The organism is Exiguobacterium sp. J17977, assembly GCF_018616375.1.
GTDB lineage: Bacteria > Bacillota > Bacilli > Exiguobacteriales > Exiguobacteriaceae > Exiguobacterium > Exiguobacterium mexicanum.
In genome coordinates this window covers 55094-77714 of the sequence record NZ_JAEQBB010000002.1, presented here as the reverse complement: position 1 = coordinate 77714, position 22621 = coordinate 55094, and the positions used below count along the sequence as shown (strand labels likewise).

The window sequence follows — 22621 nt, the reverse complement described above, 5'->3', positions numbered from 1 at the left end:
TCAAAATCCGGGTATAGACTAATGACACGTGAGCAGATTGCACTTGTCGTTTTCTCTGTCGCTCTTGAGTTGTCTCAACAAGGAGGAATGCGGTGTGAAATTATCAGGTAAGACGGCACTCGTCACCGGGGCCGGGTCAGGGATGGGGCGGGCAATCGCCAAACTGTTTGCCGAGGAAGGAGCACGCGTCGTCGCCGTCGACATGAATGGGGATACGGTCGAAGCGGTCGCGTCAGAGATTAAAGCGAGCGGCGGGGAAGCCGTCGGCGTCGCCGGGAACGTAACGAAACAGGAAGATATCGACAAAATGGTCGAGACGGCGATGAGCACGTTCGGTTCGCTCGACATCTTGGTCAACAATGCCGGCATCATGGACAACTTCTTGACCGTCGGCGAAGTGACCGACGAGGTATGGGACCGGGTCATCGCCGTCAACTTGACCGGACCGATGAAACTGGCCCGGGCCGCCATCAACATCATGGACAAGCAAGAGTCGGGTGGTGTCATCATCAATAACGCCTCGGTCGGTGGGCTGTTCGGGACACGTGGCGGTGCCTCATACGTCGCCTCGAAACACGCACTCATCGGGCTCACGAAAAACATCGCCGCCACGTACGGCACGTTCAACAAGATTCGGGCTAACGCCATCGCGCCGGGCGGGGTCAATACGAATATCGGCGCCACCATCACCGCGCCGAGCGAGCTCGGGATGCGTGCCATCCAAGGGGCAGGGGAGGCCCCGATCGGTGAACCGGAGCAAATCGCCAAGGTCGCGTTGTTCCTCGCCTCCGATGATTCGAGTTTCGTCAATGGCGACGTATTGAAAGCGGACGGCGGTTGGACCGCCCGGTAACGAGAAAAGCCGACACGCGCGTGTCGGCTTTTGTTATGTCTTCTGTTTACGGAACGCGAGCGGGGTGCGGTTATGTACTTTTTTGAACGTCTGGACGAAATGGCTCACGCTCGTGTAGCCAAGCCGGTTCGCTACTTCAGCGACCGGAATGTCTGTCGCACACAACAGACGTGCGGCCCGTTGCATGCGGACGTCTTGGACATAGGCGAGCGGTGAGGTGTCTCCCCACTTCGAAAAGTAACGGCAACACTCGGCCCGGCTCAGTCCACCGGCAGCGGCGATGTCTTCGAGCGACAGCTTCATCGTGTCATGGTCGTGTATATAGGAAATCATGTGTTGCATGCGCTCCTGCCCAGGCCGTCTCATCACGGGCGGCCTTTGAATCCAATAGCGCCAAACGACGACAAGCTGCAGTGTCGCGTCGAGCAACGCGAAAGCCGAGTCTTTCTGTAAACTCCGGATTACTTTATGAAGCGTCTCGAGGATCGCCTTGTCACCCGGTTCAGCCGGATGCAGTATGTGATGGCCGATCGTCCCGATAAACGGTGTGACGTATTGCTCAGCGAGCGGCGGTGCCACCAAGTCGAACGGGTCGACATGAAGTATCGTCATTTGAAACGAGTCGCCTGTCCGCTCGACTTTTGTGACCTGTCCTCGGTCGAGCAGCAACGCCATCCCAGGCCGAAGCCGTGAACGGGTCCCGTTGACCCGGACCTCGACTTGGCCATGGGTGACCAGCCAGACTTGAAACTGCGCATTGGTCGTGAACCCGATCTCCATCGTCCGTTCGGTCCACGTCTCGACGTCAATCATATTTGTTTCGACTTTCATCCCCACACCTCAACAATCAAACATTTATTTCGGTTTCGCACCGACTGGAGACTTTAATTTCTCACCACCAAGCGTCAATCCAGACATTTCGATGACATCTCCGTTGGACAGTACGAACGAGTTTCTTCTATATAATGGCGTCAGAAGATGAACCAGCCCGTGATACCGGCATGTACCAAGATGGCTATCGGGACACCAATCCGAAACATCGGCTTCAACGTCTTATGTCGGAAGAGGCGCATTGCGAGATAGGCCCCGAATGCGCCACCAATCCAGACAAGAATAAGTAACGTTTGTTCTGAAATTCGCCATTCTCCTGATTTTGCACGGCGTTTATCGAGGAAAAATGTCATAAACGCTAGTAAATTAGTCACAATGTAATATAGCAGTAATAGTTCCAAAGACTAAAACCTCCTTTCTCTACTCTATAGTATAGACGAAAACGGCTCAACAAAGCCATTTGTATCTAGATTGTAAAATTTCAGACTCCTCTCATCCCCTTGAAAGCTTCTGTAACTGAACTGATACGACTCTCATATCAGGCTGTAACGGCAGTGAAACATACAGGTGTTACAGTAAGGGGGCGTTAGAAAAGGGAGGAATATTCTTATGAAAAAACCACTATTGACACTAACGGCACTCGCTGGCCTTAGTTTAGGAGTCGCTGCTCCAGCTTCGGCAGCATCAACACACACAGTTCAGTCTGGAGATACACTTTACCGTATCGCCGTGAACAATGGTGTATCAGTTAATGACATTAAACAAGCGAACGGCTTAAACTCTAATATGATCTACCCAAATCAAGTATTGAAGCTCGCGAAGTCAGAAGCTAAAGCTTCAAGCGCTTCAAAAACGTATACAGTTAAAGCAGGCGACACGTTGTATCGCATCGCGACAAACAACGGCGTATCTGTCAACCAATTGATGACATGGAACGGTCTTAAGTCAGATCTCATTTTCCCTGGTCAACAATTCTCTGTAAAAGGTGCCAAAGCAGCATCGGTTGCAAACAGTGCACCAGCCGCTAAACCAAAAGCATCAACATCTGCACCAGTGACGAAACAGTCTACGTCGACAACGCAAACCCAAGCTCCGGCTTCAGGTAAGACGATGACTGTGGAAGCAACGGCTTACACGCCATACTGTGCAGGATGCTCAGGAATCACGGCAACAGGAATTGACGTTCGTTCGAACCCGAACCAAAAAGTCATCGCGGTTGACCCTTCAGTCATCCCACTCGGCTCTAAAGTTTATGTCGAAGGCTACGGCGAAGCAATCGCTGGAGATACTGGCGGCGCCATTAAAGGTAACAAGATTGACCTCTTGATGCCGACACAAGAGCAAGCGCTCAACTTCGGTCGTAAATCAGTCCAAATCACAATCTTAAACTAATCGATTTACCCCAAAAACACCGCAGGCGCGGTGTTTTTTGTGTGTTCAGCTCCAAGGATTCTTGATTTTGTTCAGTCCGAGACGTCTGGCCAGCGGTTTGATGGTCAATCCGTGAAGCGTCACAGATAAAAAGACAAGTCCGAGCGTCATCGGTAACATTTTTTCAGCATCTGTCACACCTAGCTCCGTGATTTCAGCCGCAAAGAATCCGGTCACCGTCATGGCCACGATGCCCCGAGGCGCAATCCAGCCGATGAATAACCGCTCGTTCCTCACTAATGGCGTCCCCATCGTCGCAGAGAGGATGGAGAAAGGTCGAACGAGGAACAAGATGCCGGCAATCGACAGCAATAATGGGGCTTGAAAGACGGCAAGTAAGTCTGAGCGACTCAAACTGGCCGTTAACATGATAAACACCGATGAAATTAAGAGGATGGACACGTTCTCTTTGAATTCACGAAGATGGGTGAGAATCTCTGGCCTCGCGAATTTCGAATTTGCCATTGTCAGCCCCATCGCCGTCACGGCGAGCAGACCGACCTCATGCATGACCCATTCACTCATCGAGAAGACGAGCAACACGCCGCTCAACGTCAAGGTTGTCTGCAAATATTCGGGGACTCTCCCTTTCGCGAACGAACGCATCAAGACGACGCCGAACACAATCCCCAATAAAATCCCGACCAAGCAGGAGCCTAAAAAAGGAAGATGGGTCGTCAAGCTGTCGTTTTTATAAAAAGCAAACCCGAATTGGACGACGAACAGCCCCAGGAGCGCCCCAATCGGATCGACAATGATGCCTTCCCATTTCAGCACGTTCGCCACGTGCGGAACCAAATTCGCTTGCCGTAGGAGCGGGATGACGACCGTCGGGCCTGTCACGACGAATAAAGCGCCGAGCGTCATGGCCGGGAGCCAGTGGATATCCCCGACGGTGATCAACAAGACCGAGGTGGCGAGAAAGGAAAGCAGCACCCCGACCGTCACGAGCCGGGCGATGACTTTTCGATACTCACGGATTTCACGAAATTCCAGACCAAGGCTTCCTTCGAACAAAATGAGGGCGACGGCGAATGAAATCAATGGGCTATATAAGTCGCCAAGCATCGACTCCGGGTCAATCCACCCGAAGATTGGCCCGACAAGCACTCCGGCCACGGTCATGATAATGATGGCTGGCAGGTCGAACCGCCAAGCGAACAGTTGAGCCAAGGCACCGATTGCAACAATCAAACTAAAGCCGATCATCATCGTCTCCATCATCTTGTCCTCATTTCTGATTGAGATTTCCCGGTATGTCTGTTAGTTTTTACCCAGAAACGGAAGCAATCAAAAATTCGACGCATATTCTCCCCCATCTTTTTTGACGGGAACGGGTATGTTAGGGAGTAAAAGGGAGGGAAACGAGATGATCCCGACAGAAATCATTCTGAGCGTTCTCGGTATCGTGCTGATTGTCTTGAACGTCACGTTCGCCGTCACCATCATCTTTTTCGAGCGGCGTGACATCGGTTCGACGTGGGCTTGGTTGCTCGTGCTGTTTTTCATCCCACTGCTCGGTTTCTTTATCTACATCTTCTTCGGACGGTTAATCAAATCGAACAACTTTTATCAAGTCGACGAGGAACGGCGTCATGAGTATGCCAAACACGTCGACGACCAATTGGCCGAGCTCGATGCGCATGAGGGCCTGTTCGCTCTTGACCCGCTTTTGTCCAAATATCGACGGCTCGCCCGTTTGAACTTATCCTCTACGAATGCGCTCGTGACGTATCATAATGCGATTCAGGTCATTCATGACGGCGAGCAGAAGTTCGAGGCGTTGTTCCATGACATCGAGGTGGCGACGCAGGAAATCAACATCCAGTACTATATCATTCAAAACGATTCGCTCGGTCAAGCGCTCATCGAGGCGCTCACTCGCCGGGCCAAGGAAGGCGTCAGAGTACGTTTACTCTATGACGCCGTCGGCTCGAGGGGGTTGCGACGTTCCCATTTCAAACAGCTTCTCGCGCACGGCGGCGAGGTGAAGTCGTTCTTCCCGTCACGCCTCGGCATCAACTTCCGCGTCAACAACCGCAATCACCGCAAGTTATGTATCATCGATGGGGACATCGGCTATATCGGCGGCTTCAACGTCGGGAATGAATATTTGGGCACGAATCGACAGTTCGGCTATTGGCGCGACGTGCATCTGCGGATGAGAGGGGAGGCGGTGCGTGAACTGCTCGAACGTTTTCTCCTCGATTGGAACCGCGCCGTGCCGACGAAACATCGGGCCGAGAAAGAAGACTTCCTTTGGCCGACCGTCCTGCTCGAGACGGCCCATTCCCCGGTTCAAATCGTCACATCAGGCCCGAACTCGTCGACCGAACACTTGAAAAACATGCTCGTCAAGATGATCACCGAGGCGAAAGAGACGATTTATATCCAGACCCCTTATTTCATCCCTGACGCTAGCTTCCTTGACGCCTGCCGCAACGCGCTCATGTCTGGGACGAAGATCCGCCTGATGATTCCGAATAAGCCGGACCACATGTTTGTCTATTGGGCGACGTATACGAATGCAGCCGAGCTTGTCCGCTACGGTGCCGAAGTGTACACGTATGAAGGTGGTTTCCTCCATGCGAAGACGCTCGTCATCGATGGTGAGGTCGCCTCGATCGGTACGACGAACATCGACGCCCGCAGTTTCCGACTCAATTTCGAGATCTCGGCGCTCGTCTATGATGAGGTTGTGGCCCGGTCTGTCATCGATGCGTTCAATCGAGACCTCGCATGTGCCGACAGGTTGACGATTGAGCGTTATGAGACGCGGACGAAATGGATCCGTTTCAAAGAGAGCGTGTCACGCCTGCTCAGCCCAATTCTCTAAAAAAGACCAGTCAGTTCGCCGGGTATTCCCGGACGATCTGGCTGGTCTTTTATTTGTTGAGCGTCTGGGTGACTTGTCGTTCGAACGCCTCGACAATGGGTACCGGGGCTTCTTTCTCCCCATACTCGGCCGCCTCGAGCCAGACGGCGAAACGACTCCCTTCGGCGAATCCGATACGGTCGAACCATTCCAGGACCGTCTCTTCACGATGGCGAGGATGGGCCTGTTCGAGCCGGCGACCGGCATCGAGTAAACGAACGTGTCGTGGGGCCCGTGTAGCGCGACGGACGGCATCCGCCGCCTGATAGCGCTGCTTCGGCACCGTCACATCCTCTTGAATCTCTTTACGGCGTTGCAAGTAGATGAACAACGCGACCAATCCGACCAAAAGGACGAGAAACGCCAAAATCAAGAACAGCGATTGATTCGTCGCCGATTCGAGCAACGTCTCATTCGAAATCGTCTCGGCATCGATGTTCGGATTGTCCGGTACGATAATCCGGTTGACACGGTCGGACGGATCCAAGTTGAACCCATCGAACCAGCTCCCGATCCACACGAAGATGGGACGAATCCAGGCGACGAGGTTACCGAACAATAACTCTTTAATCGTCCGGATGATCACGGCCAGGCCGAGACCGATTGCGAGGGCGACGACGAGTGTCGACAGCATCCGTTTATAGTCACGGCGGTAATAGAGGCTCCGCTGCCAAAACAAGAACAGGAACGGAAAGACGATCATCGCGAGCGGCTGCGACGCCGGCGGGAACAACCAATCGACGATCAAGAAGAGCACGCTGGCAATCGCGTAACGGTCCGTCCAATCGAGCGTCCGGATAAAGGCGTGGACGTACGTGAACAAGAGCAACGTCACACTCATCTCATAGGAGAACCACAGGGCGGCGATGCTCAAGAACGTCTGCACCCCGAGTTGCCACGTACGAGGCAGGCGGAGCGTCAACAGAAACACGAGCGGAAAGACGTGACCGACATAAAAAGCGGCGAAGACCCACCAAAGCAGTCTCATCGGCCGTCACCTCCGAGCCGTAAAATCGATTGGCTGCCGCCGTATTTGGCGACTTTCCGTTCGAACAGTGACCGGGCGAGCGGGAAGTCACGTTCCGATAGACAGGCGAGCGTCGTCATGACCTTACGGAAGTGCGTCTCGCCGCTCCCTGGGGCGAGGTCATAGGTGATGCCGTCTTTCGTCAAGGTCGGCACAATCAGCCCATAGCTCGCGTTCTCTTTCTCGAAGTCGCGGCATAGCGCTGCCGCCTGCGAGATCACCCGCTCCATCTGATGGGTGAGGGCGCGCCCGTCTTTCGTCAACAAGTCGAGCACGACGACATATTCGTTCGCTTGGACGGGCTGCTCAGTGCGGGCGAGCAGTTCACCGGTCTTCGCATAGGCCGACCAATACAGTTGCCGCATCGGTTGCCCATGATACGGGGCCACCGATTGGAACGTCTCCGGATCCCGGTAGGCGCTGTGACGGACCATCTCTTCCCCAGGTAACGTCGGCGGCCGCTTCGGGATCGGATAAGGCAGGAATTCAGGGAACACATAACCAATCCGGTCGAGCGGGTCTTCCTTATAAAGCGAGAACATGCGGAGCGGGTCACGAATCTCCATACCAATCGCCTCCATACGGATCGGGCCGCGCCGAATCGCTTTGAGCGGGAGCGTATAGGCGACGGCCGCCTCGCGTCCGACATAGTTCTCTTGGCGCCAGAAGGCGTGTTCCTCCGACTCGACGGTCGGATGGAGATATCCTGACAGGCGGACGACACCGAGCGGGACAGGCGCCGTCGACACCAATTTGATCGTATACGTCTCTTCATCGTTCGGGAACAGCTTCAGCTCGTCGGTCACTTCGACGTGAACGTACTCGGCGAGCCGGAACAACAGCTCCGGCATGATGAGCGCGTATAGGCTGAAACCGATAATCACACTCGCGAGGAAGACGTTGCCGTACAGGGCGGTGAACACCCCGACGACGAACAAGAGCCACATATACCCGGACTCGAGGTAGCGAGGGCTGACGAGTTGCATGTCACACCTCGGATGGGACCGGGATGGTCTCGAGCACAGATTTGATCAGTTTAGACGGTTTCGTCTTAAGCGACGCCTCGACCGTCAAGACGATGCGGTGTCCGAGAATCGGCAAGGCAAGCGCGCGGATGTCTTCCGGTGACACGTAGTCCCGTCCGTCCATATAGGCATGGGCCCGGGCCGCCATCGTATAGGCGAGCGTCGCCCGTGGACTCGGTCCGACCTCGATGTCCCGGTGGTGACGGAGCGCCTCGACGAAATCGAGGAGATAATCCTCCATCGCCTCGTGGAACAAGACGTCACGGACAGCTTGCTGCATCTCGGCAAGTTCGGTCTGTTGCAACGTGAACGGAGCCGCACTCAAATGCTCGTTCCGCAGCAATCGACGTTCCGACTCCCGTGACAACGGGGCGAGCGAAAGTTTGAACAAGAAACGGTCGAGCTGTGCCTGCGGCAACGGGAACGTCCCTTGCCCGTCGAACGGGTTTTGCGTCGCGATGACGAAGAACGGGTCGGGAAGACGCAGCGACACCTCACCGAGCGTCACTTGACGCTCCTGCATCGCCTCGAGCAGTGCCGACTGTGTCCGTGGTGTCGTCCGGTTAATCTCATCGACGAGTAAAATCGACGTGAAGATCGGTCCGGTCCGGCGTTCGAACGTGCCCGTCGTCGGATTGAACAGCTCCATCCCTAAAATGTCACTCGGTAGCGTGTCCGGTGTGCACTGTACGCGTTGGAACGCGGCCGAGACCGACGTCGCCAGGCTTCGCGCGAGCGTCGTCTTGCCGGTACCAGGCCGGTCCTCGAGCAGCACATGCCCCCCGGAGAGGAGGGCGATCGTCGACAGCTTAATCGCCTTCGACTGCCCAATCACTTGATCGTTTAAATGTGTCGTCCATTGTTGCACCATAATGTAAGTCCCCCGTCTATTTTCTGAATATTTATAAAAATCATAGCACACTCGACGCTTACGCAAAACGATAAACAAAAAACGATGACGTGATCGTCATCGTTTCGGTGTATCCAAATAGCGTTCGAAATGCCGCTCCAGCCAGTCTTGGAAGAAGGACATGAACGTACAGATGCCCCAATAAATCAAGGCGACGACCAAGTAGACGGTCATATAATCGAATTCCCGGCCCCCGACGATTTTCGCCTTATTGAAAATTTCCGGGACGGTGATCATGGCGGCGAGCGAACTCGCTTTAATCAAATCGAGAAATACGTTCGAAAGCGGGGGGAGGGCGATTCGCGTCGCCTGTGGCAAGACGACCCCTTTTAGTGTCTGCCACTTCGTCATCCCGAGCGAGCGGGCCGCCTCGACCTGTCCCGGGTCGACGGCACGGATCGCAGCCCGGACGATCTCTGCGATATAGGCCGCCGAGTTCAGGCTGAACCCGATGATTGCCGCCGTCAGCGCCGCGAACTCGATGCCGATGAACGGAAATCCTGAATATAAGATGAACAGGATAATCAGAATCGGTACCCCCCGCATGAACGAGATATAGAACGTCGACGGGAACCGCAGCAACCGCGACGGTGACAGTTTTCCAAGGGCGAGCACGAGACCTAGCAACAAGCCGAACAACATGCTGACGAATGAGATCCAAAGCGTGTTCGGCAAGCCGCCTAGCAGATAAGGGAATGAGCGCACAGCCAGGTCGACGTCAAAAATCGCTTCCCATTTCACACCTTCGAACATGAGCGCTTAGTCCAATTCGACGATGGTCGCGTCGACGTCTGGTTCGACCGAGACATCGGCACCGTTATAGAACGTTTCCGACAACTCTTTCACCGTACCGTCTTCAAGCATCTCAGCAAGGACGCGGTCGATGTTCTCTTGAAGCTCTGCGTTCTCCTTGTCCATCAAGAATGCGACTTCCTGCGGGTTATAGGCGATATCCGGGTGAATCGTGATATCGAACTCCGGGAAGAAGGCGAGGGCGAGCGTCTGGAGATAGTAGTCGTTCAAGATAACGTCGGTCCGTCCTGTCGAGACGTCACGAAGATACTGGTCGTTCGTCGCGTTGTCGTAGATGACTTCCTCCGCCCCGTATTGACGAGCCACGTCCATGAAGACGGTCGTCGCTTCACCAGCGGCTTTCTTGCCTTTCAAGTCTTCAAGTGACTCAATCCCAGACAGGTCGCTCTTCCGAACGATGGCCGTCCCGTACGTGTACTTGTATGGCGTCGAGAAGGCAAACTTCTCTTTCCGGTCCTCGGTGACCGAAATATCGTTCGCCGCGACGTCGACTTGCCCGTTTTGGACGCTCGTCAACATGTTGTCGAACGCCATCTCTTTAAATTGGACCTCGAGGTCAAGACGTTTCCCGACCTCTTTCATGAGCTCGACGTCAAACCCTGTCAACGCATCGCTATCCTCTTCGCGGAACGAGGCCGGGTAGAGCGTGCCCGCTGTACCGACCGTGAGTGTACCTTCTTCTTTGATCTCATCCCAGCGCGAAGTTTCGGCCTGATCGGTGCTAGAATCACCACACGCCGCGAGCGGGACAGCCAATAATAGGGATGCTGCCAAACCTTTAGTCATACGTTTCATTCAAGTTCCTCCTTAAGTTATCATCTGTCTAAAAATAGCATGACATCCGCTTACAGGCAACTCCTAAGAGCGGATGAACAGCGTTAAAGTTATTTTTGAAACATAAATCCATAAAGCGCTAACATGTTGATGAATGAAGGATTCAAACGAATGACACAGTTTATTAATTATGATGAAACAGATGTAGACTTGTACAAAAAATAGTTGTGCGAATGGGAAGGACCATTATCCAACAATGAGTAAAATCGAATCAAAGAATCGTTGATGTTCGCTATGATGTATCAAACAGAAAGAGGAGTTTCATAGCAATCTAGCAAATAATGTAACAGGTGCTTGATGAACGACGAGCAACCAGCTTAAAATCAGTTACAATAATCTAGCTACGGGAGATGGACCAACCATGACAGTTATGACGATAATCATCGTTTTAGCAATTGGCTTAATCACGCTTATGATTGGACTCTTTACAAAGAAAAGATGGGTGACCATCCTGTCGCTCATTCCACTAGGATTGTCACTTTGGAATTTGATGACCCTATTCTCGATGGGTATGTAATGTGGGCATGAGATGATGACAGTAGAAGAGATGTAATTGAAGTGTTGTCGACAGACCCACCGATTTTGATTTCATGACCGCCACTTTACGGCTAGTCTAGTGAGACCATTTGGTTCAAGGATGGAGCGGTCATTACATATAGAAGGGAGAATGATGCAATGGATCGCGCAAACATCTCGATCAAAGCGTTAGATGAGTATTCCATCAGCGTCGTAAATGAAGCCAATAACCCGTTTCCAGTCATCGGGAAAATCATTCCGAGTTTTTGTGACGGGGTTTGGACGTATGAGGAACAGTTATATGAGAAAACCCACGAGACGTGTTTCCCGGACGATTCACTGGACTGGCAGGCATACATCAACAGTGAGGACAAACAAGTATTCTTGGCGTTCGACGATAAGATATGTATCGGACAGATCCGTGTGGTCAAAGACTGGAACCGTTTTGCGTATATCGAGAACATCGCGGTCCGTGCCAGTTACCGACAGAGCGGACTCGGCCATTTGCTGATGGAAGCTGCGGAGACGTGGGCAAACGAGCAGTCGTTACTCGGATTGTCACTCGAAGCGCAGAACGATAACGTGATGGCGTGTCGATTTTATGCGAAAGAAGGGTTCGCACTCGGCGGTGTCGATACGCTCAAACAGACCGGCAATCCGAACATCGACATGACGTTGTATTGGTACAAGATTTTCTGATTTTATCGAGAGGAGAGACGTCACATCTGACATCGATTTCTCTGTTTTTTTCTTCTAGTTAACATAACATATATTATCAGTAAAAATAAAACTCCGTCTCAATCCTTTAGTATACTTAAAGAAGTGAGACGGAATCTGAAATTTGAGATAAGGGATTCAAGATCGCGTAAATCGAATCAAAGTGACACCCGGTTCCGGTTCAAACTCGGCACTCGGTTCGAACCCGAGCTTCGTGTACAGCTTCTTGGCTGGACCGTTATGTTTGCCGGTGTGCACATAGACAAGCTTATCTTCATGCAAGCTGAGCACGTGTTCGAGCAACGTCGTCGCGAGTCTCGCCCTGAAATATGTCGGATCGATGCATAATTTCGTGACCTCGACCGTGGTCTCGGCTGCTTCGACCGTGATGAATCCAATCAACCGCTCATCGTTATATAAGCCATAGCTTGTACCCGGCAGATTTTGAATCACTTCGACCGTCTCATATCGTGCCGGAATCTCATCGAATCCGATCAGCTCGGCCTCGACCGCATAGGCGTTCCGTTGAATCTCGAGCATCTGCTCGGCCAGTTGATAATCTGTCGTCTGAATCTCGCGTAACTCCATCTGTCAGCACCTCCGGCTTATCGTGAAAATAGACGTGCTTGCTTGCGTTTGGCCCGTTTCAGCGCCAAATAGAGACGATGTGTCCCAGCGACCGGCTGTCCGTGCCCGACGAACGTGTGGCGCGGTGCCAGGTCGATCAACTTCTCCGCATGTTCGACCGCTGCCCGTTTATCCCATGTCGCGACGCCCGGGAGCGGGAACAATGGGCGCACGTCCCCTGCCACGGCGACTCCCCCACGTGTTTGAAACGCGTCTCCGGCAAACAATACCCGTTCCTTCTCATCGAAATAGGCGATGGAGCCCGGCGTATGACCGGCTGCCGGATAGACCTTCAGACCGAACAACCGCTCTCCTGGGTCGAGCAATTTATCCGGCAAAGAGTGGATGGTCGGGAGAGACCCTTTTAGTTTGAGTGGCCGCTCATCCGGGTCGGTCGTCTTGTCCCCTTCAAGGAGACGGGCATCTCGCCGTGAGACGTACAGCTCGGCGTGCGGATGCGCCTTCAAGATGGTATCGACACCACCAACGTGATCGCCATGGGCGTGCGTCAGCAAGATGGCGAGCAGCGGCCGCTCCAGTGCCTCAATATATGCTAAAATCGCTTCCGCGTTACGCGCGAGGGCGGTATCAATCAAGATGAGTCCAAGTTCCCGCTCAATCAATTGGACGTTAATCGGTAATACAGGCGCATAGAATGTCAGTTGATGAACGTGATCAATCCGTGTGACTTTCATGGTATCCCCTCCCCTTAATCAAACAACGTGATCCAATCTTCTTGCCATCTAGCCTCAAAACACATATAAAGCTGTTCCTGCGTGTTACGTGCGGTCGATAGAGGTGGTAAGTTGTCCCGCGTGAAGAACGCGACCTCGCTCGTCTCATGGCTCACCTGTGCCTCGCCACCAATCAGCTCGCATTCGATGAACAGCTTATAGTAATGCTGCGACAGCGGTGGATGGTCGTGATGATGCATATCGAACAAGGCGAGCAGCCGCACCGGTACGACATGGAACCCGGCCTCCTCCTCGATTTCCTTGATGATATTCTGGGCCGGGGATAGCCCGACCTCACAAAACCCACCCGGTAACGTCCAAAGCCCGTCCGACCGCTCCTTGACGAGCAAGAGCGCATCGTCCCGGAAGACGACACCACGCACATCGAGTTTCGGTGTCGGGTAACCATCGACGTGCGTCAGTTTCATAACCTCCTCAAATGCCAGGTCTGACTGTCGTTCGAACATCTCAGTCGCGATCCGTTGGAGTTCGACGTAACGTTCGCGATCGAACTCGTCTTTCGTAAACGTCAAGCCGGCCTGTGCCAGCGCCTGGAGCCGTTTGGCCCAGTCGAGCCATTGAGACATAGTGATCCCCCCATCATTTATCCTCTTACCCCATTCGCCATACGATGGGCTTGTTCCTTTTAGCAATACCCGCTCCCATGAGAAAGTACCGATCCTCCCCGTGATATACTGATACGAGAACAGTGGTCAAAGGAGGAACGATATGTCGATCGCAGTGTTATCCCAGTTCAAGGAAGACTTGGACAGCTATACCGAACGGCAGTTGCGCTATCAGGCAGCGGCAGACATCTGGTCAATCGGACAGATGTACGACCATATCATCGTAGTGGCCGAGGAATATGCAGACGAGATTGAACGGTGTCTCGCCTCACAGGAAGAACAACCGCGCGGGAAGACCGAGTTCGGTGAGCGATTGTTTCAAGCCGGCGGGTTCCCTCCGATTAAAATCCGCTTACCTGACGAGATGAATCAGCCCCCGAACAATACGGACAAGCGTGAGACGCTCGAGCGACGACTCGATGAGTTGTCCGCGCGCCTGAGTCGGCTTGAACCGCTCGTCCGCTCGGCGAACCGTGACGTCAAAGCCCGGCATGGCGGTTTTGGCTGGCTGAACGCACAGGAATGGTACGACCTCATCGAGATGCATACCCGGCATCATTTGCGCCAACAGGCCGATTTGGAGCGCTATCTGATGGAGGCTGACATTTAAAATGCAATTAAAAAAAGACGCTTCGAGCGTCTTTTGGTTTACTACTCATAATAATAGCTTTCCGTGAACGGGTAATTTCGTTCGTACCGCTCACACCAGTCGAGAAAACTCTCATTCTCCGAATCCGCATGAGTGTAAGCCACCCAATCCGCCAGCAAGTCGCCATAGTATCTAAGTTCTGCCTCATATTCCGCTTGCTTCTCTTCACTCAGTACGGACTGGTTCAGCTTCCTCGCTTCTAAAATGATCTCTCTGTCCTCATCAACCTCACTGAGATAGAGATTTTCGTTAATGTGATGAAATGCGAACCAAAGTGAAAATATTTTTTGATCCATGAGCGCTTGGACTGCAATCTGTTCGGATAGCCCACCGAGTGCGAATGCCTGTTCATACTCTTGTAGCCAGCGATAAGGACGAGGGTCATTCGGAAAACGCTGCTTCCACTCATGGAGGGTCGGTTGTAGCACCTTCGTTACGAGCGAATACACGAATATATTATAGGAGTCATCTGGGTCGGACGATTCGTCATGCGTGTATAGCCAGGAAACGAATTCCTGTCGTTGTTCAAAACTCCATGTCTCCACCGTTTTAAGAAACGGCGCCATGGCGGCAAGTGCCTGTTTTCGTAATCCTCGACGCTTCAATTCACAAAACGTGCGAAATTCCGGATAATTGTTCATGTGTGGGTCGTTCAGCAAATCGTGCATGGAATGATCTCCTCGTTCGTGGATTCACTTTCGTCTATTCCCTCTAGTATACCGAAACCAAAAACCCCTGCACAACGTCTGTTGTACAGGGGTTCATACGTTAATCGAGGTACACGTCCTCAATCTCTCCGAACGTCTCTTCATCAAACACGAACGAGCCATTAGCGTAGCGGTCTAGAAGCGTCAATTGCTTCGTCTTGACCGTCTTCGCTTTCTCTTTCCCGATGATGTGGAGCGTCTCATCGTCATGGACCGGGAGCACACGACGAATCTGGTGCGGTTTCGATTTGACTTCGCGGATGAGCATCGTCCCGCGCAAATTACGGTTCGTGCAGTCGAACTGGTCCTCGAGCTTCATCTTCTTGACCGCTCCACGTTGCGTCACGAGGACGAACAGTGGCGGTGTGAAGAAGGCGAAGGCATCGGCGACCATGTCCCCATCCTTCAAGTTCATCGCTTTGACACCGGCGGCCCGCTGGCCGACGACCGGCACGTCATCTTCTTTGAACCAGAGGCCGTAACCGCGCTCGGAGACGAGGAACAGTTGGCCTGGCCCGTCACTGATGCCCGCAAAGACGACCTCGTCGTCGCCTTTCAGCTTGAGCGCCATGAGCGCCTTCGACTTGCGTTGGGCGTCATAGTCACGGAGCGGCGTCCGTTTGACCATCCCTTCACGCGTCACGAACAGACAGTGCGCGTCGGTGTCGAACGTCGAGACGACATCGGCCGAGACGACTTGTTCGCCTTCGATCGGCACGAGGTTGGCGACATGTTGTCCGGCGTCCTTCCATTTAGACTCCGGAATCTGATGGACCGGGATGAGCAAGTAGCTGCCTTTGTTCGTCCAGACAAGCAAGTGATCCGTCGTCATCGCCTGAGTGACGAGGACAGGACGGTCTTTCTGCTTCATGTCCGGCATATCGTCGCTCGAGGCGCCATACGATCGCATCGATGAGCGTTTGACGTACCCGTCACGACTGACGAACACCATCGTCTCTTCGACGGCGATCATGACTTCGGTCTTCAGTTTCAACTCTTCGACCTCGGACTCGATGACCGAGCGCCGCGCGTCGCCGAACTCGTCACGGAGCGCCGTCAACTCTTTCGAGATGAGCTTCCGTTTCGTGGCGTCGACGTTCAAGATGTTGGCGAGGCGGGTGATTTCTTTCTGGAGTGCCTTCGCCTCTTTCTGGAGCTCGACGATATCCGTGTTCGTCAACCGGTAGAGTTGGAGCATGACGACCGCTTCGGCTTGGCGGTCCGAGAACGAGAACCGCTCCATGAGCTTCTGCTTCGCCTCGGACTTGTCTTTGGCCGACCGGATGAGTTCGAGCGTCTCGTCCAAGACCGAGATGGCCTGTTCGAGCGCGTCGACGATTTCGGCGCGTTTCTTCGCCTGGTCGAGTTCGAACGTCGTGCGTCGGGTGACGACTTCTTCGACATGCTTCAAGTATGCGTCGATGATCGGCAACAGGCCCATCTGTTTCGGTGTCCGGTTGACGATGGCGACCATGTTGTAGTTATAGGCGAGTTGCAGGTCGGTATGCTTCAAGAAGAAATGGAGCACACCTTCCGCATCGGCTTCCTTCTTCAACTCGATGACTACACGGACGCCGGTCCGGTCGGTCTCGTCACGGACTTCAGCGACACCTTCGACTTTACGGTCGAGACGGAGCTCTTCCATCTTCTTGACGAGGTTCGCCTTGTTCACCTCATATGGAAGCTCGGTGATCGTGATCTGTTCACGACCTCCCTTGAGCGGCTCGATGACCGATTTGGCACGGATGATGACCTTGCCTTTGCCGGTCTCGAACGCCTTCAAAATACCGTCTTTGCCCATGACGATCCCGCCAGACGGGAAGTCAGGTCCTTGCATATAACGGAACGCGTCATTCGTCGTCTCGACCTCGCCCTTCAAGCGAGCGATGGCGAGGTTGAGCACCTCGGTCAAGTTGTGAGGCGGAATCTCGGTCGCATAACCGGCAGAGATCCCCGTCGTCCCGTTCATGAGCAGGTTCGGGAGGAGTGACGGCAAGACGAGCGGCTCCTCGGTCGAATCGTCGAAGTTCGGCGTATAGTCGACCGTGTTCTTCGAGATCGACGTCAGCATGACACCGGCAATCTTCGACAGACGAGCCTCGGTATACCGCATCGCGGCAGCCGAGTCGCCATCCATCGAGCCGTTGTTCCCGTGCATGTCGATGAGCGGGTAACGCAACTTCCAGTCCTGCGACAGGCGTACCATCGCCTCATAGACGGAACTGTCACCGTGCGGGTGATAGTTACCGATGACGTTCCCGACCGTCTTGGCCGATTTGCGGTACGGTTTCTCGTTCGTGTTACCTTCATGGTGCATCGCATACAGGATGCGGCGCTGAACGGGTTTGAGGCCGTCGCGCGCGTCCGGGAGGGCCCGGTCCTGGATGATATATTTCGAGTAACGCCCGAAGCGGTCACCGACGACCTGTTCGAGCGACAAGTTTAAAATGTGTTGAATCGTCGACATCGTTACATCACTTCCTCAATCGCTTTAGTCACGTGTTCATTGGCGATGATCGAATCATCTTCCTGGAGGCCGAAGGCGACGTTCTCCTCGATCCACTCACGGCGATGGGCGACATTGTCTCCCATGAGCACCGAGACACGCTTGTCGGCGACGGCAGCGTCGTCGACCGTGACACGGATGAGCGTCCGTGTGTCCGGGTTCATCGTCGTCTCCCACAGCTGGTCGGCGTTCATCTCACCGAGACCTTTGTAGCGTTGGAGGATATAGCCCTTCTTATACACTTTGACGAGCTTCTCGAGCGCCTCTTCGTCCCAAGCATACTCGAACTGTTCCGACTTGCCTTTCCCTTTCGAAATCCGATAGAGCGGTGGCAAGGCGACGAACACTTTGCCGGCCTCGACGAGCGGGCGCATATAACGGAAGAAGAACGTCAACAAGAGCACTTGGATGTGGGCCCCGTCCGTATCGGCATCGGTCATGATGATGATTTTGTCGAAGTTGCAGTCCTCGAGGTCGAAGTCGTGGCCGACCCCGGCCCCGATCGCGTGGATGATCGTGTTGATCTCCTCGTTCTTCATGATGTCCTGGAGTTTCGACTTCTCCGAGTTGATGACCTTCCCGCGCAGCGGCAGGATGGCCTGGAACGTCCGGTCACGGCCCTGTTTGGCCGAACCGCCGGCCGAGTCACCCTCGACGAGGAACAGTTCGTTCTTGGCGGCGTTCTTAGACGTCGCCGGAGTCAGTTTCCCGTTCAAGATGCTCGAACGTTTCTTCTTCTTGCCGTTGCGAGCCTCTTCCCGGGCTTTCCGGGCGGCTTCGCGGGCCTGGGCGGCACGAATCGCCTTCTTGATGAGCATCGTCGCCATCTGCGGATTCTCCTCGAGGAAGATCGTCAGTTGTTTGGCCATGACACCATCGGCGCTCGTGCGGGCCTCCGGCGAGCCGAGTTTCGACTTCGTCTGCCCCTCGAATTGGAGGAACTCTTCCGGGATCCGTACCGAGACGATGAGCGTCAAGCCTTCACGGACGTCTCCGCCGTCGAGGTTCTTGTCTTTTTCCTTCAACAATCCGTTCTTACGGGCGTACTCGTTCACGATGCGGGTCATCGCCGTCTTGGCGCCGACCTCGTGCGTACCGCCATCACGTGTCCGGACGTTGTTGACGAACGAGAGGACGTTCTCGGAATAGGCGTCCGTGAACTGGAAGGCGAGCTCGAGCTCGATATCGTTCTCCGTCCCTTCGAAGTAGACGATCGGATGAAGCGTTGCCTTGTCGTCGTTCAAATATTGGACGAACTCGGCAATCCCTTCCTCGTAATGGAACGTCTCTTCTTTTCCAGAGCGCTCGTCCGTCAGCGTGATCGTCAATCCTTTTAATAGGAAGGCTGATTCACGGAGCCGTTCGGCAAGCGTGTCGTAGTTGTATGTCGTCGTCGAGAAGATCGAGGCGTCCGGTTTGAAGTAGACGCTCGTCCCTGTCTGACGCGTCTTTCCGGTCTCGAGGAGCGTCGTCTGCGGGATCCCGCCGTCGGCAAACGTCTGCTCGAACACTTTGCCGTCGCGATAAATCGTCACGAGGACCTTGCTCGAGAGTGCGTTCACGACCGAGGCGCCGACCCCGTGGAGTCCACCTGACGTCTTGTAGCCGCCTTGGCCGAACTTACCGCCGGCGTGAAGGACCGTGAAGATGACCTCTGGCGTCGGTTTCCCGGAGGCGTGCATCCCCGTCGGCATCCCACGCCCGTGGTCTCGTACCGTGATGGCGTCATCTTTATGGATGGTCACATCGATTTGGCCACCGAATCCGGCGAGCGCCTCATCGATTGCGTTATCGACGATCTCATAGACGAGATGGTGCAAGCCGCGATGGTCGGTCGAACCGATGTACATCCCCGGACGTTTCCGGACGGCAGTCAGTCCTTCGAGCACCTGGATGGCGTCTTCATTGTAGTTAAATAAGTCTGTTGACATCTTCGTCACCTCAATTTCGAACACACGTTCGTTTTTCTTACCTATTGTATAGCTGTTTTTAAATTCTGGCAAGCCTCCCTCCGCGAGCTGGGCTCGTGAAAAAAAGGAGACCTACCAAGGAGGTAGGTCTTAACCGAGAAGGCGGGCGTGCTCGACATAGATGCATCGATTTTCGATGTAGTCGAGTCCGGCATCGCGAGCGATCCGCTCGGCGTCCGGGCTGGTGAGCCCGAGCTGGTTAAAGACGAGACCGACATCCCCATGTCGGACGGCATCTTCGGCCACGCCGGCCAAATACTCATTGCGTCGGAAGACGTCGACGATATCGACGCGCCCCGGGATGCTCTCGACCGTCGGATAGACTTTGCGTCCGTTCCACGTCTCGAGCGTCGGATTGACAGGGATGACTGTGTAACCTTGCAGAATCAAATAGTCCGCGATTTGGTTCGCGGTCTTGTTCGGGTTCGCTGACACGCCGACGACAGCGATCGTCTTCGCCTCGGTGAGCCATTGTTTCAAACGTTGATCGTCCATCCTGAAATCCCCCTTTTGTTTACGTTCTCAGTGTACCTTTACCTGAATCACCGTTTCAAGCTTTATTTTCTTTTATCATACAACTGTAACTCTTTCAAATTTTTAAAACAAATCAATTGGTTCACCATAACTTATTATGTAAACCATATTATATGACGTTTTTTCTCCGGTTCTCAGGTCGATGTGTGTCTCGGATGAAAATGCAGTGCGAACGAACGTTGCGTGAAATATCTATTTCACGCAATTATATGTACGCATTTAAAGCGTTCGCAAGGACACGATTGACTCGATTCTCGAACGCCCATGGGCAAATCGATGTCAGTTCGGTATACTTAGAGTCAGGAGGTGTTCGCGTGGGAACTGCCTATGAGGAACGTCGCGGTACACTATACAATTACCGCATCACTTTTTACGGGAACGCGCTCGCTTGGCTCATCCACGTCGTGTTCTTGATCACGTTTTGGCAACTCGATGTCACGGTACTCGCCTGGTCGAATCTACTCAGTGTTCTCTATTACACGCTATCCTTTTATTTTGTACATAAACGATATTATCGGGCGTTCTTTGTCGGCCTGTTCGTCGAGGTTGTCTATAACGCCATCATCTCGACGGTCGTGCTCGGTTGGGGTGCGAACGTCCACTATTTCATCATCATGGTCGCCTATGGCGTGTTCTTCATGCCGAACGTCAGTCGGTCCATCCGGGTCGCCTCGACGATGCTCGCCATGACCATCTACGGTTTCCTATACGTGAATGTGACGACAGGGACGCAACCGCTCACGCCATCGTTCGAGCAAATCTTGGGCCTCTTTTGCCTCTTGTCGACGATCGCCTTGATTGCCGGTCTGTCGTTCATCTTCGAAGGGTCCGTCGTCGAGGTGACGTCCGAACTCGAGCGGACGAACGAACGGTTACACACGCTCGCCTCACGGGACGGGCTGACCGGTTTGTATAATCGGACGACCGGTTATCGGTTGGTCGAAGACGGGATTCGCGAGGCCGTCATCAGCGGTCGGCCATACGCCGTCGCGCTAGGAGACATCGACCACTTCAAGGTGTTCAACGAGCAACACGGGCACGACTGCGGTGACCTCGTGCTCAAACAAGTCGCCTCCGCATTAACCCGAACCGACGGAATCGCCATCCGCTGGGGCGGCGAGGAGTTCCTCATCTTCTTGACGGACCAGTCCGCGACCGAGGCCATGGAGACGGTTGAGCGCTTGCGGCAACGCATCAAAGCACTCGAGACGATTTATGACGGCCGTCGGCTCAGTGTCACGATGACGTTCGGCGTCACGACACGGACCGGTTTCGAGGCCGTCGACACGCTCGTCAAAGAGGCGGACGACCGGCTCCGGGCCGGCAAACAGGAAGGCAAGGACCGGATCGTCACGTCAATCCATCAGTAAGCAAGGAGAGATCTTTTGAGTATATTTCGCCAACTCGGACAGGCGCCGACGAAGGTTGCGACGAAACGTTTTAACTTGAGCGGCTACGAGCGCATGCCGAGCTTCATCCAGCGTTTCTTGAACCACCTGGCCGCCAAACACTATTCCGAACAGACCGCGCAGCGCTATCTGTATGACTTTCTAGATTTTTTCCGCTGGGTCGAGGCCGCCAGCGCATCTGAGGTCGACCCTTCGACGGTCGAGATTGACTCGTTCGTCGAGTTTGATCACGCGGGGGCCGAGGCGTACGCGACGTATCTCGCACTCGAGCTCGATAACGCCCCGAGCGTCATCAACCGTAAATTGTCCACGATGCAATCGCTGTTCAACCATTTGATTGAGACGGGCGTTACGGCCCACAACCCGTTCCAGGCGGTCGAGCGGCCGAAGCGTGCCAAACGCAACCCGGTCTATTTGACGGAGCAGGAGTGGCTCGACTTCTCGACGCTCGTCCGCAGCAACGTCGGTATGTCCGACCGCGAGGCGAGCTGGTACGAGCGCAATCGAGACCGTGATTTCTTGATGATTCAACTGCTCGGTTTGACCGGCATGCGTGTCTCGGAACTCGTCGGTCTCGATTGGAACGATATCGACCGCGAAAGCGGAACGATTCGCGTCATCGGGAAAGGCAACAAGGAACGGGTCATCCCAATCGCCTCCCCGCTCGAGCCGCTCCTCGACACCTTTCGACGTCACGGGTCAGGTCCGCTGTTCCAATCGGAGCGAGGCAAGCGCATCTCGGTGCGGACGGTGCAACACACGTTGAAGGGACACATCGACCGTTTGAAACCGTATTTGCCGTTCTTGACGCATAAACAGGTCACGCCGCATAAACTCCGGCATACGTTCGCCTCCCGGCTCGCTATGAGTGGGATTGACGTGCTGACGATTCAACAGCTGCTCGGTCACGAATCGGTGGCGACGACACAAGTATATGCCCATATCGGCGACGAGAAGAAAAAACAAGCCATGATAGGTTTACGATAACTTATTATGTAAACCTATATAAAACACCTGAACCGATCGC

Annotated in this window: 22 protein-coding genes; 7 read left to right on the top strand and 15 right to left on the bottom strand. The window is 54.0% G+C overall.

Features of this window, described 5'->3' with window-relative positions:
• The first annotated feature begins 94 nt into the window (after positions 1-94).
• Positions 95-853: a glucose 1-dehydrogenase gene (locus KNO58_RS03860; RefSeq protein WP_214751968.1), complete on the top strand. Its 759-nt coding sequence runs from the start codon at positions 95-97 to the stop codon at positions 851-853.
• Positions 854-886: 33 nt separating this feature from the next.
• Here the strand turns inward: KNO58_RS03860 and KNO58_RS03855 are convergent, their stop codons facing one another.
• Together KNO58_RS03855 and KNO58_RS03850 are read right to left on the bottom strand one after the other, a co-directional pair.
• On the bottom strand, positions 887-1684 hold the full coding sequence (locus tag KNO58_RS03855; RefSeq protein WP_214751967.1) for an AraC family transcriptional regulator: 798 nt from the start codon (positions 1682-1684) through the stop codon (positions 887-889).
• Between the two features lie 140 nt (positions 1685-1824).
• Positions 1825-2085, bottom strand: a complete 261-nt coding sequence (locus tag KNO58_RS03850) for a DUF1294 domain-containing protein (protein WP_251026070.1) — start codon at positions 2083-2085, stop codon at positions 1825-1827.
• 208 nt (positions 2086-2293) lie between these two features.
• Here KNO58_RS03850 and KNO58_RS03845 point away from each other — a divergent pair, with 208 nt between their 5' ends.
• On the top strand, positions 2294-3076 hold the full coding sequence (locus KNO58_RS03845) for a LysM peptidoglycan-binding and 3D domain-containing protein (protein WP_214751966.1): 783 nt from the start codon (positions 2294-2296) through the stop codon (positions 3074-3076).
• A 45-nt stretch (positions 3077-3121) separates the two neighbouring features.
• On the opposite strand, the gene KNO58_RS03840 is transcribed toward KNO58_RS03845, so the two are convergent.
• Positions 3122-4336, bottom strand: coding sequence for a cation:proton antiporter (locus KNO58_RS03840; RefSeq protein ID WP_214751965.1), 1215 nt, complete (start codon positions 4334-4336; stop codon positions 3122-3124).
• Between the two features lie 148 nt (positions 4337-4484).
• On the opposite strand from KNO58_RS03840, the gene cls reads away from it, so the two are divergent.
• Positions 4485-5951 (top strand): cardiolipin synthase, encoded by a 1467-nt coding sequence (cls, locus tag KNO58_RS03835; RefSeq protein ID WP_214751964.1) that lies wholly within the window; start codon positions 4485-4487, stop codon positions 5949-5951.
• 49 nt (positions 5952-6000) lie between these two features.
• Here cls and KNO58_RS03830 read toward each other — a convergent pair whose 3' ends face one another.
• The 5 genes from KNO58_RS03830 to KNO58_RS03810 all read right to left on the bottom strand — a co-directional run bounded on the left by KNO58_RS03830 (position 6001) and on the right by KNO58_RS03810 (position 10560).
• Positions 6001-6978 carry a hypothetical protein gene (locus KNO58_RS03830; RefSeq protein WP_214751963.1) on the bottom strand — a complete coding sequence of 326 codons (978 nt, stop codon included), beginning with the start codon at positions 6976-6978 and terminating at the stop codon, positions 6001-6003.
• Positions 6975-8003: a DUF58 domain-containing protein gene (locus KNO58_RS03825; protein WP_214751962.1), complete on the bottom strand. Its 1029-nt coding sequence runs from the start codon at positions 8001-8003 to the stop codon at positions 6975-6977. The genes KNO58_RS03830 and KNO58_RS03825 overlap by 4 nt, the downstream gene beginning before the upstream one ends.
• 1 nt (position 8004) lies before the next feature.
• A complete protein-coding gene (locus tag KNO58_RS03820) occupies positions 8005-8913 on the bottom strand; it encodes an AAA family ATPase (protein ID WP_029595449.1) in 909 nt (302 codons plus the stop codon).
• 96 nt (positions 8914-9009) lie between these two features.
• Entirely contained in the window at positions 9010-9705 is a 696-nt protein-coding gene (locus KNO58_RS03815) for an amino acid ABC transporter permease (RefSeq protein WP_128122477.1), read from the bottom strand.
• A 6-nt stretch (positions 9706-9711) separates the two neighbouring features.
• On the bottom strand, positions 9712-10560 hold the full coding sequence (locus KNO58_RS03810; protein WP_214751961.1) for a transporter substrate-binding domain-containing protein: 849 nt from the start codon (positions 10558-10560) through the stop codon (positions 9712-9714).
• A gap of 714 nt (positions 10561-11274) precedes the next feature.
• Here KNO58_RS03810 and KNO58_RS03805 point away from each other — a divergent pair.
• Positions 11275-11814 (top strand): GNAT family N-acetyltransferase, encoded by a 540-nt coding sequence (locus tag KNO58_RS03805; RefSeq protein ID WP_214751960.1) that lies wholly within the window; start codon positions 11275-11277, stop codon positions 11812-11814.
• A 156-nt stretch (positions 11815-11970) separates the two neighbouring features.
• Here the strand turns inward: KNO58_RS03805 and KNO58_RS03800 are convergent, their stop codons facing one another.
• From KNO58_RS03800 to KNO58_RS03790, 3 genes are read right to left on the bottom strand one after another with little or no spacing between them, the layout of a single operon-like run.
• On the bottom strand, positions 11971-12420 hold the full coding sequence (locus KNO58_RS03800; RefSeq protein WP_131472669.1) for a GNAT family N-acetyltransferase: 450 nt from the start codon (positions 12418-12420) through the stop codon (positions 11971-11973).
• 17 nt (positions 12421-12437) lie between these two features.
• Positions 12438-13154, bottom strand: a complete 717-nt coding sequence (locus KNO58_RS03795) for an MBL fold metallo-hydrolase (RefSeq protein WP_214751959.1) — start codon at positions 13152-13154, stop codon at positions 12438-12440.
• 14 nt (positions 13155-13168) lie between these two features.
• Complete coding sequence (locus KNO58_RS03790; protein WP_214751958.1) at positions 13169-13780, bottom strand: NUDIX hydrolase; 612 nt, start codon at positions 13778-13780, stop codon at positions 13169-13171.
• Between the two features lie 142 nt (positions 13781-13922).
• On the opposite strand from KNO58_RS03790, the gene KNO58_RS03785 reads away from it, so the two are divergent.
• Positions 13923-14429, top strand: a complete 507-nt coding sequence (locus KNO58_RS03785) for a DinB family protein (RefSeq protein WP_214751957.1) — start codon at positions 13923-13925, stop codon at positions 14427-14429.
• Positions 14430-14470: 41 nt separating this feature from the next.
• Here the strand turns inward: KNO58_RS03785 and KNO58_RS03780 are convergent, their stop codons facing one another.
• The 4 genes from KNO58_RS03780 to KNO58_RS03765 form a co-directional block, all read right to left on the bottom strand.
• The gene (locus KNO58_RS03780) at positions 14471-15136 is read right to left on the bottom strand and encodes a hypothetical protein (protein WP_214751956.1); all 666 of its coding nucleotides are present in this window, start codon (positions 15134-15136) and stop codon (positions 14471-14473) included.
• 100 nt (positions 15137-15236) lie between these two features.
• Entirely contained in the window at positions 15237-17642 is a 2406-nt protein-coding gene (parC, locus tag KNO58_RS03775; RefSeq protein ID WP_214751955.1) for a DNA topoisomerase IV subunit A, read from the bottom strand.
• Between the two features lie 2 nt (positions 17643-17644).
• A complete protein-coding gene (parE, locus tag KNO58_RS03770; protein WP_214751954.1) occupies positions 17645-19612 on the bottom strand; it encodes a DNA topoisomerase IV subunit B in 1968 nt (655 codons plus the stop codon).
• 129 nt (positions 19613-19741) lie between these two features.
• The gene (locus KNO58_RS03765; RefSeq protein WP_021067467.1) at positions 19742-20146 is read right to left on the bottom strand and encodes a CoA-binding protein; all 405 of its coding nucleotides are present in this window, start codon (positions 20144-20146) and stop codon (positions 19742-19744) included.
• Between the two features lie 353 nt (positions 20147-20499).
• Between KNO58_RS03765 and KNO58_RS15455 the strand changes: the two genes are divergently transcribed.
• Together KNO58_RS15455 and KNO58_RS03755 are read left to right on the top strand one after the other, a co-directional pair.
• The gene (locus KNO58_RS15455; RefSeq protein WP_214751953.1) at positions 20500-21555 is read left to right on the top strand and encodes a GGDEF domain-containing protein; all 1056 of its coding nucleotides are present in this window, start codon (positions 20500-20502) and stop codon (positions 21553-21555) included.
• Between the two features lie 15 nt (positions 21556-21570).
• Positions 21571-22581 carry a tyrosine-type recombinase/integrase gene (locus tag KNO58_RS03755; RefSeq protein ID WP_214751952.1) on the top strand — a complete coding sequence of 337 codons (1011 nt, stop codon included), beginning with the start codon at positions 21571-21573 and terminating at the stop codon, positions 22579-22581.
• Positions 22582-22621: the final 40 nt, after the last annotated feature.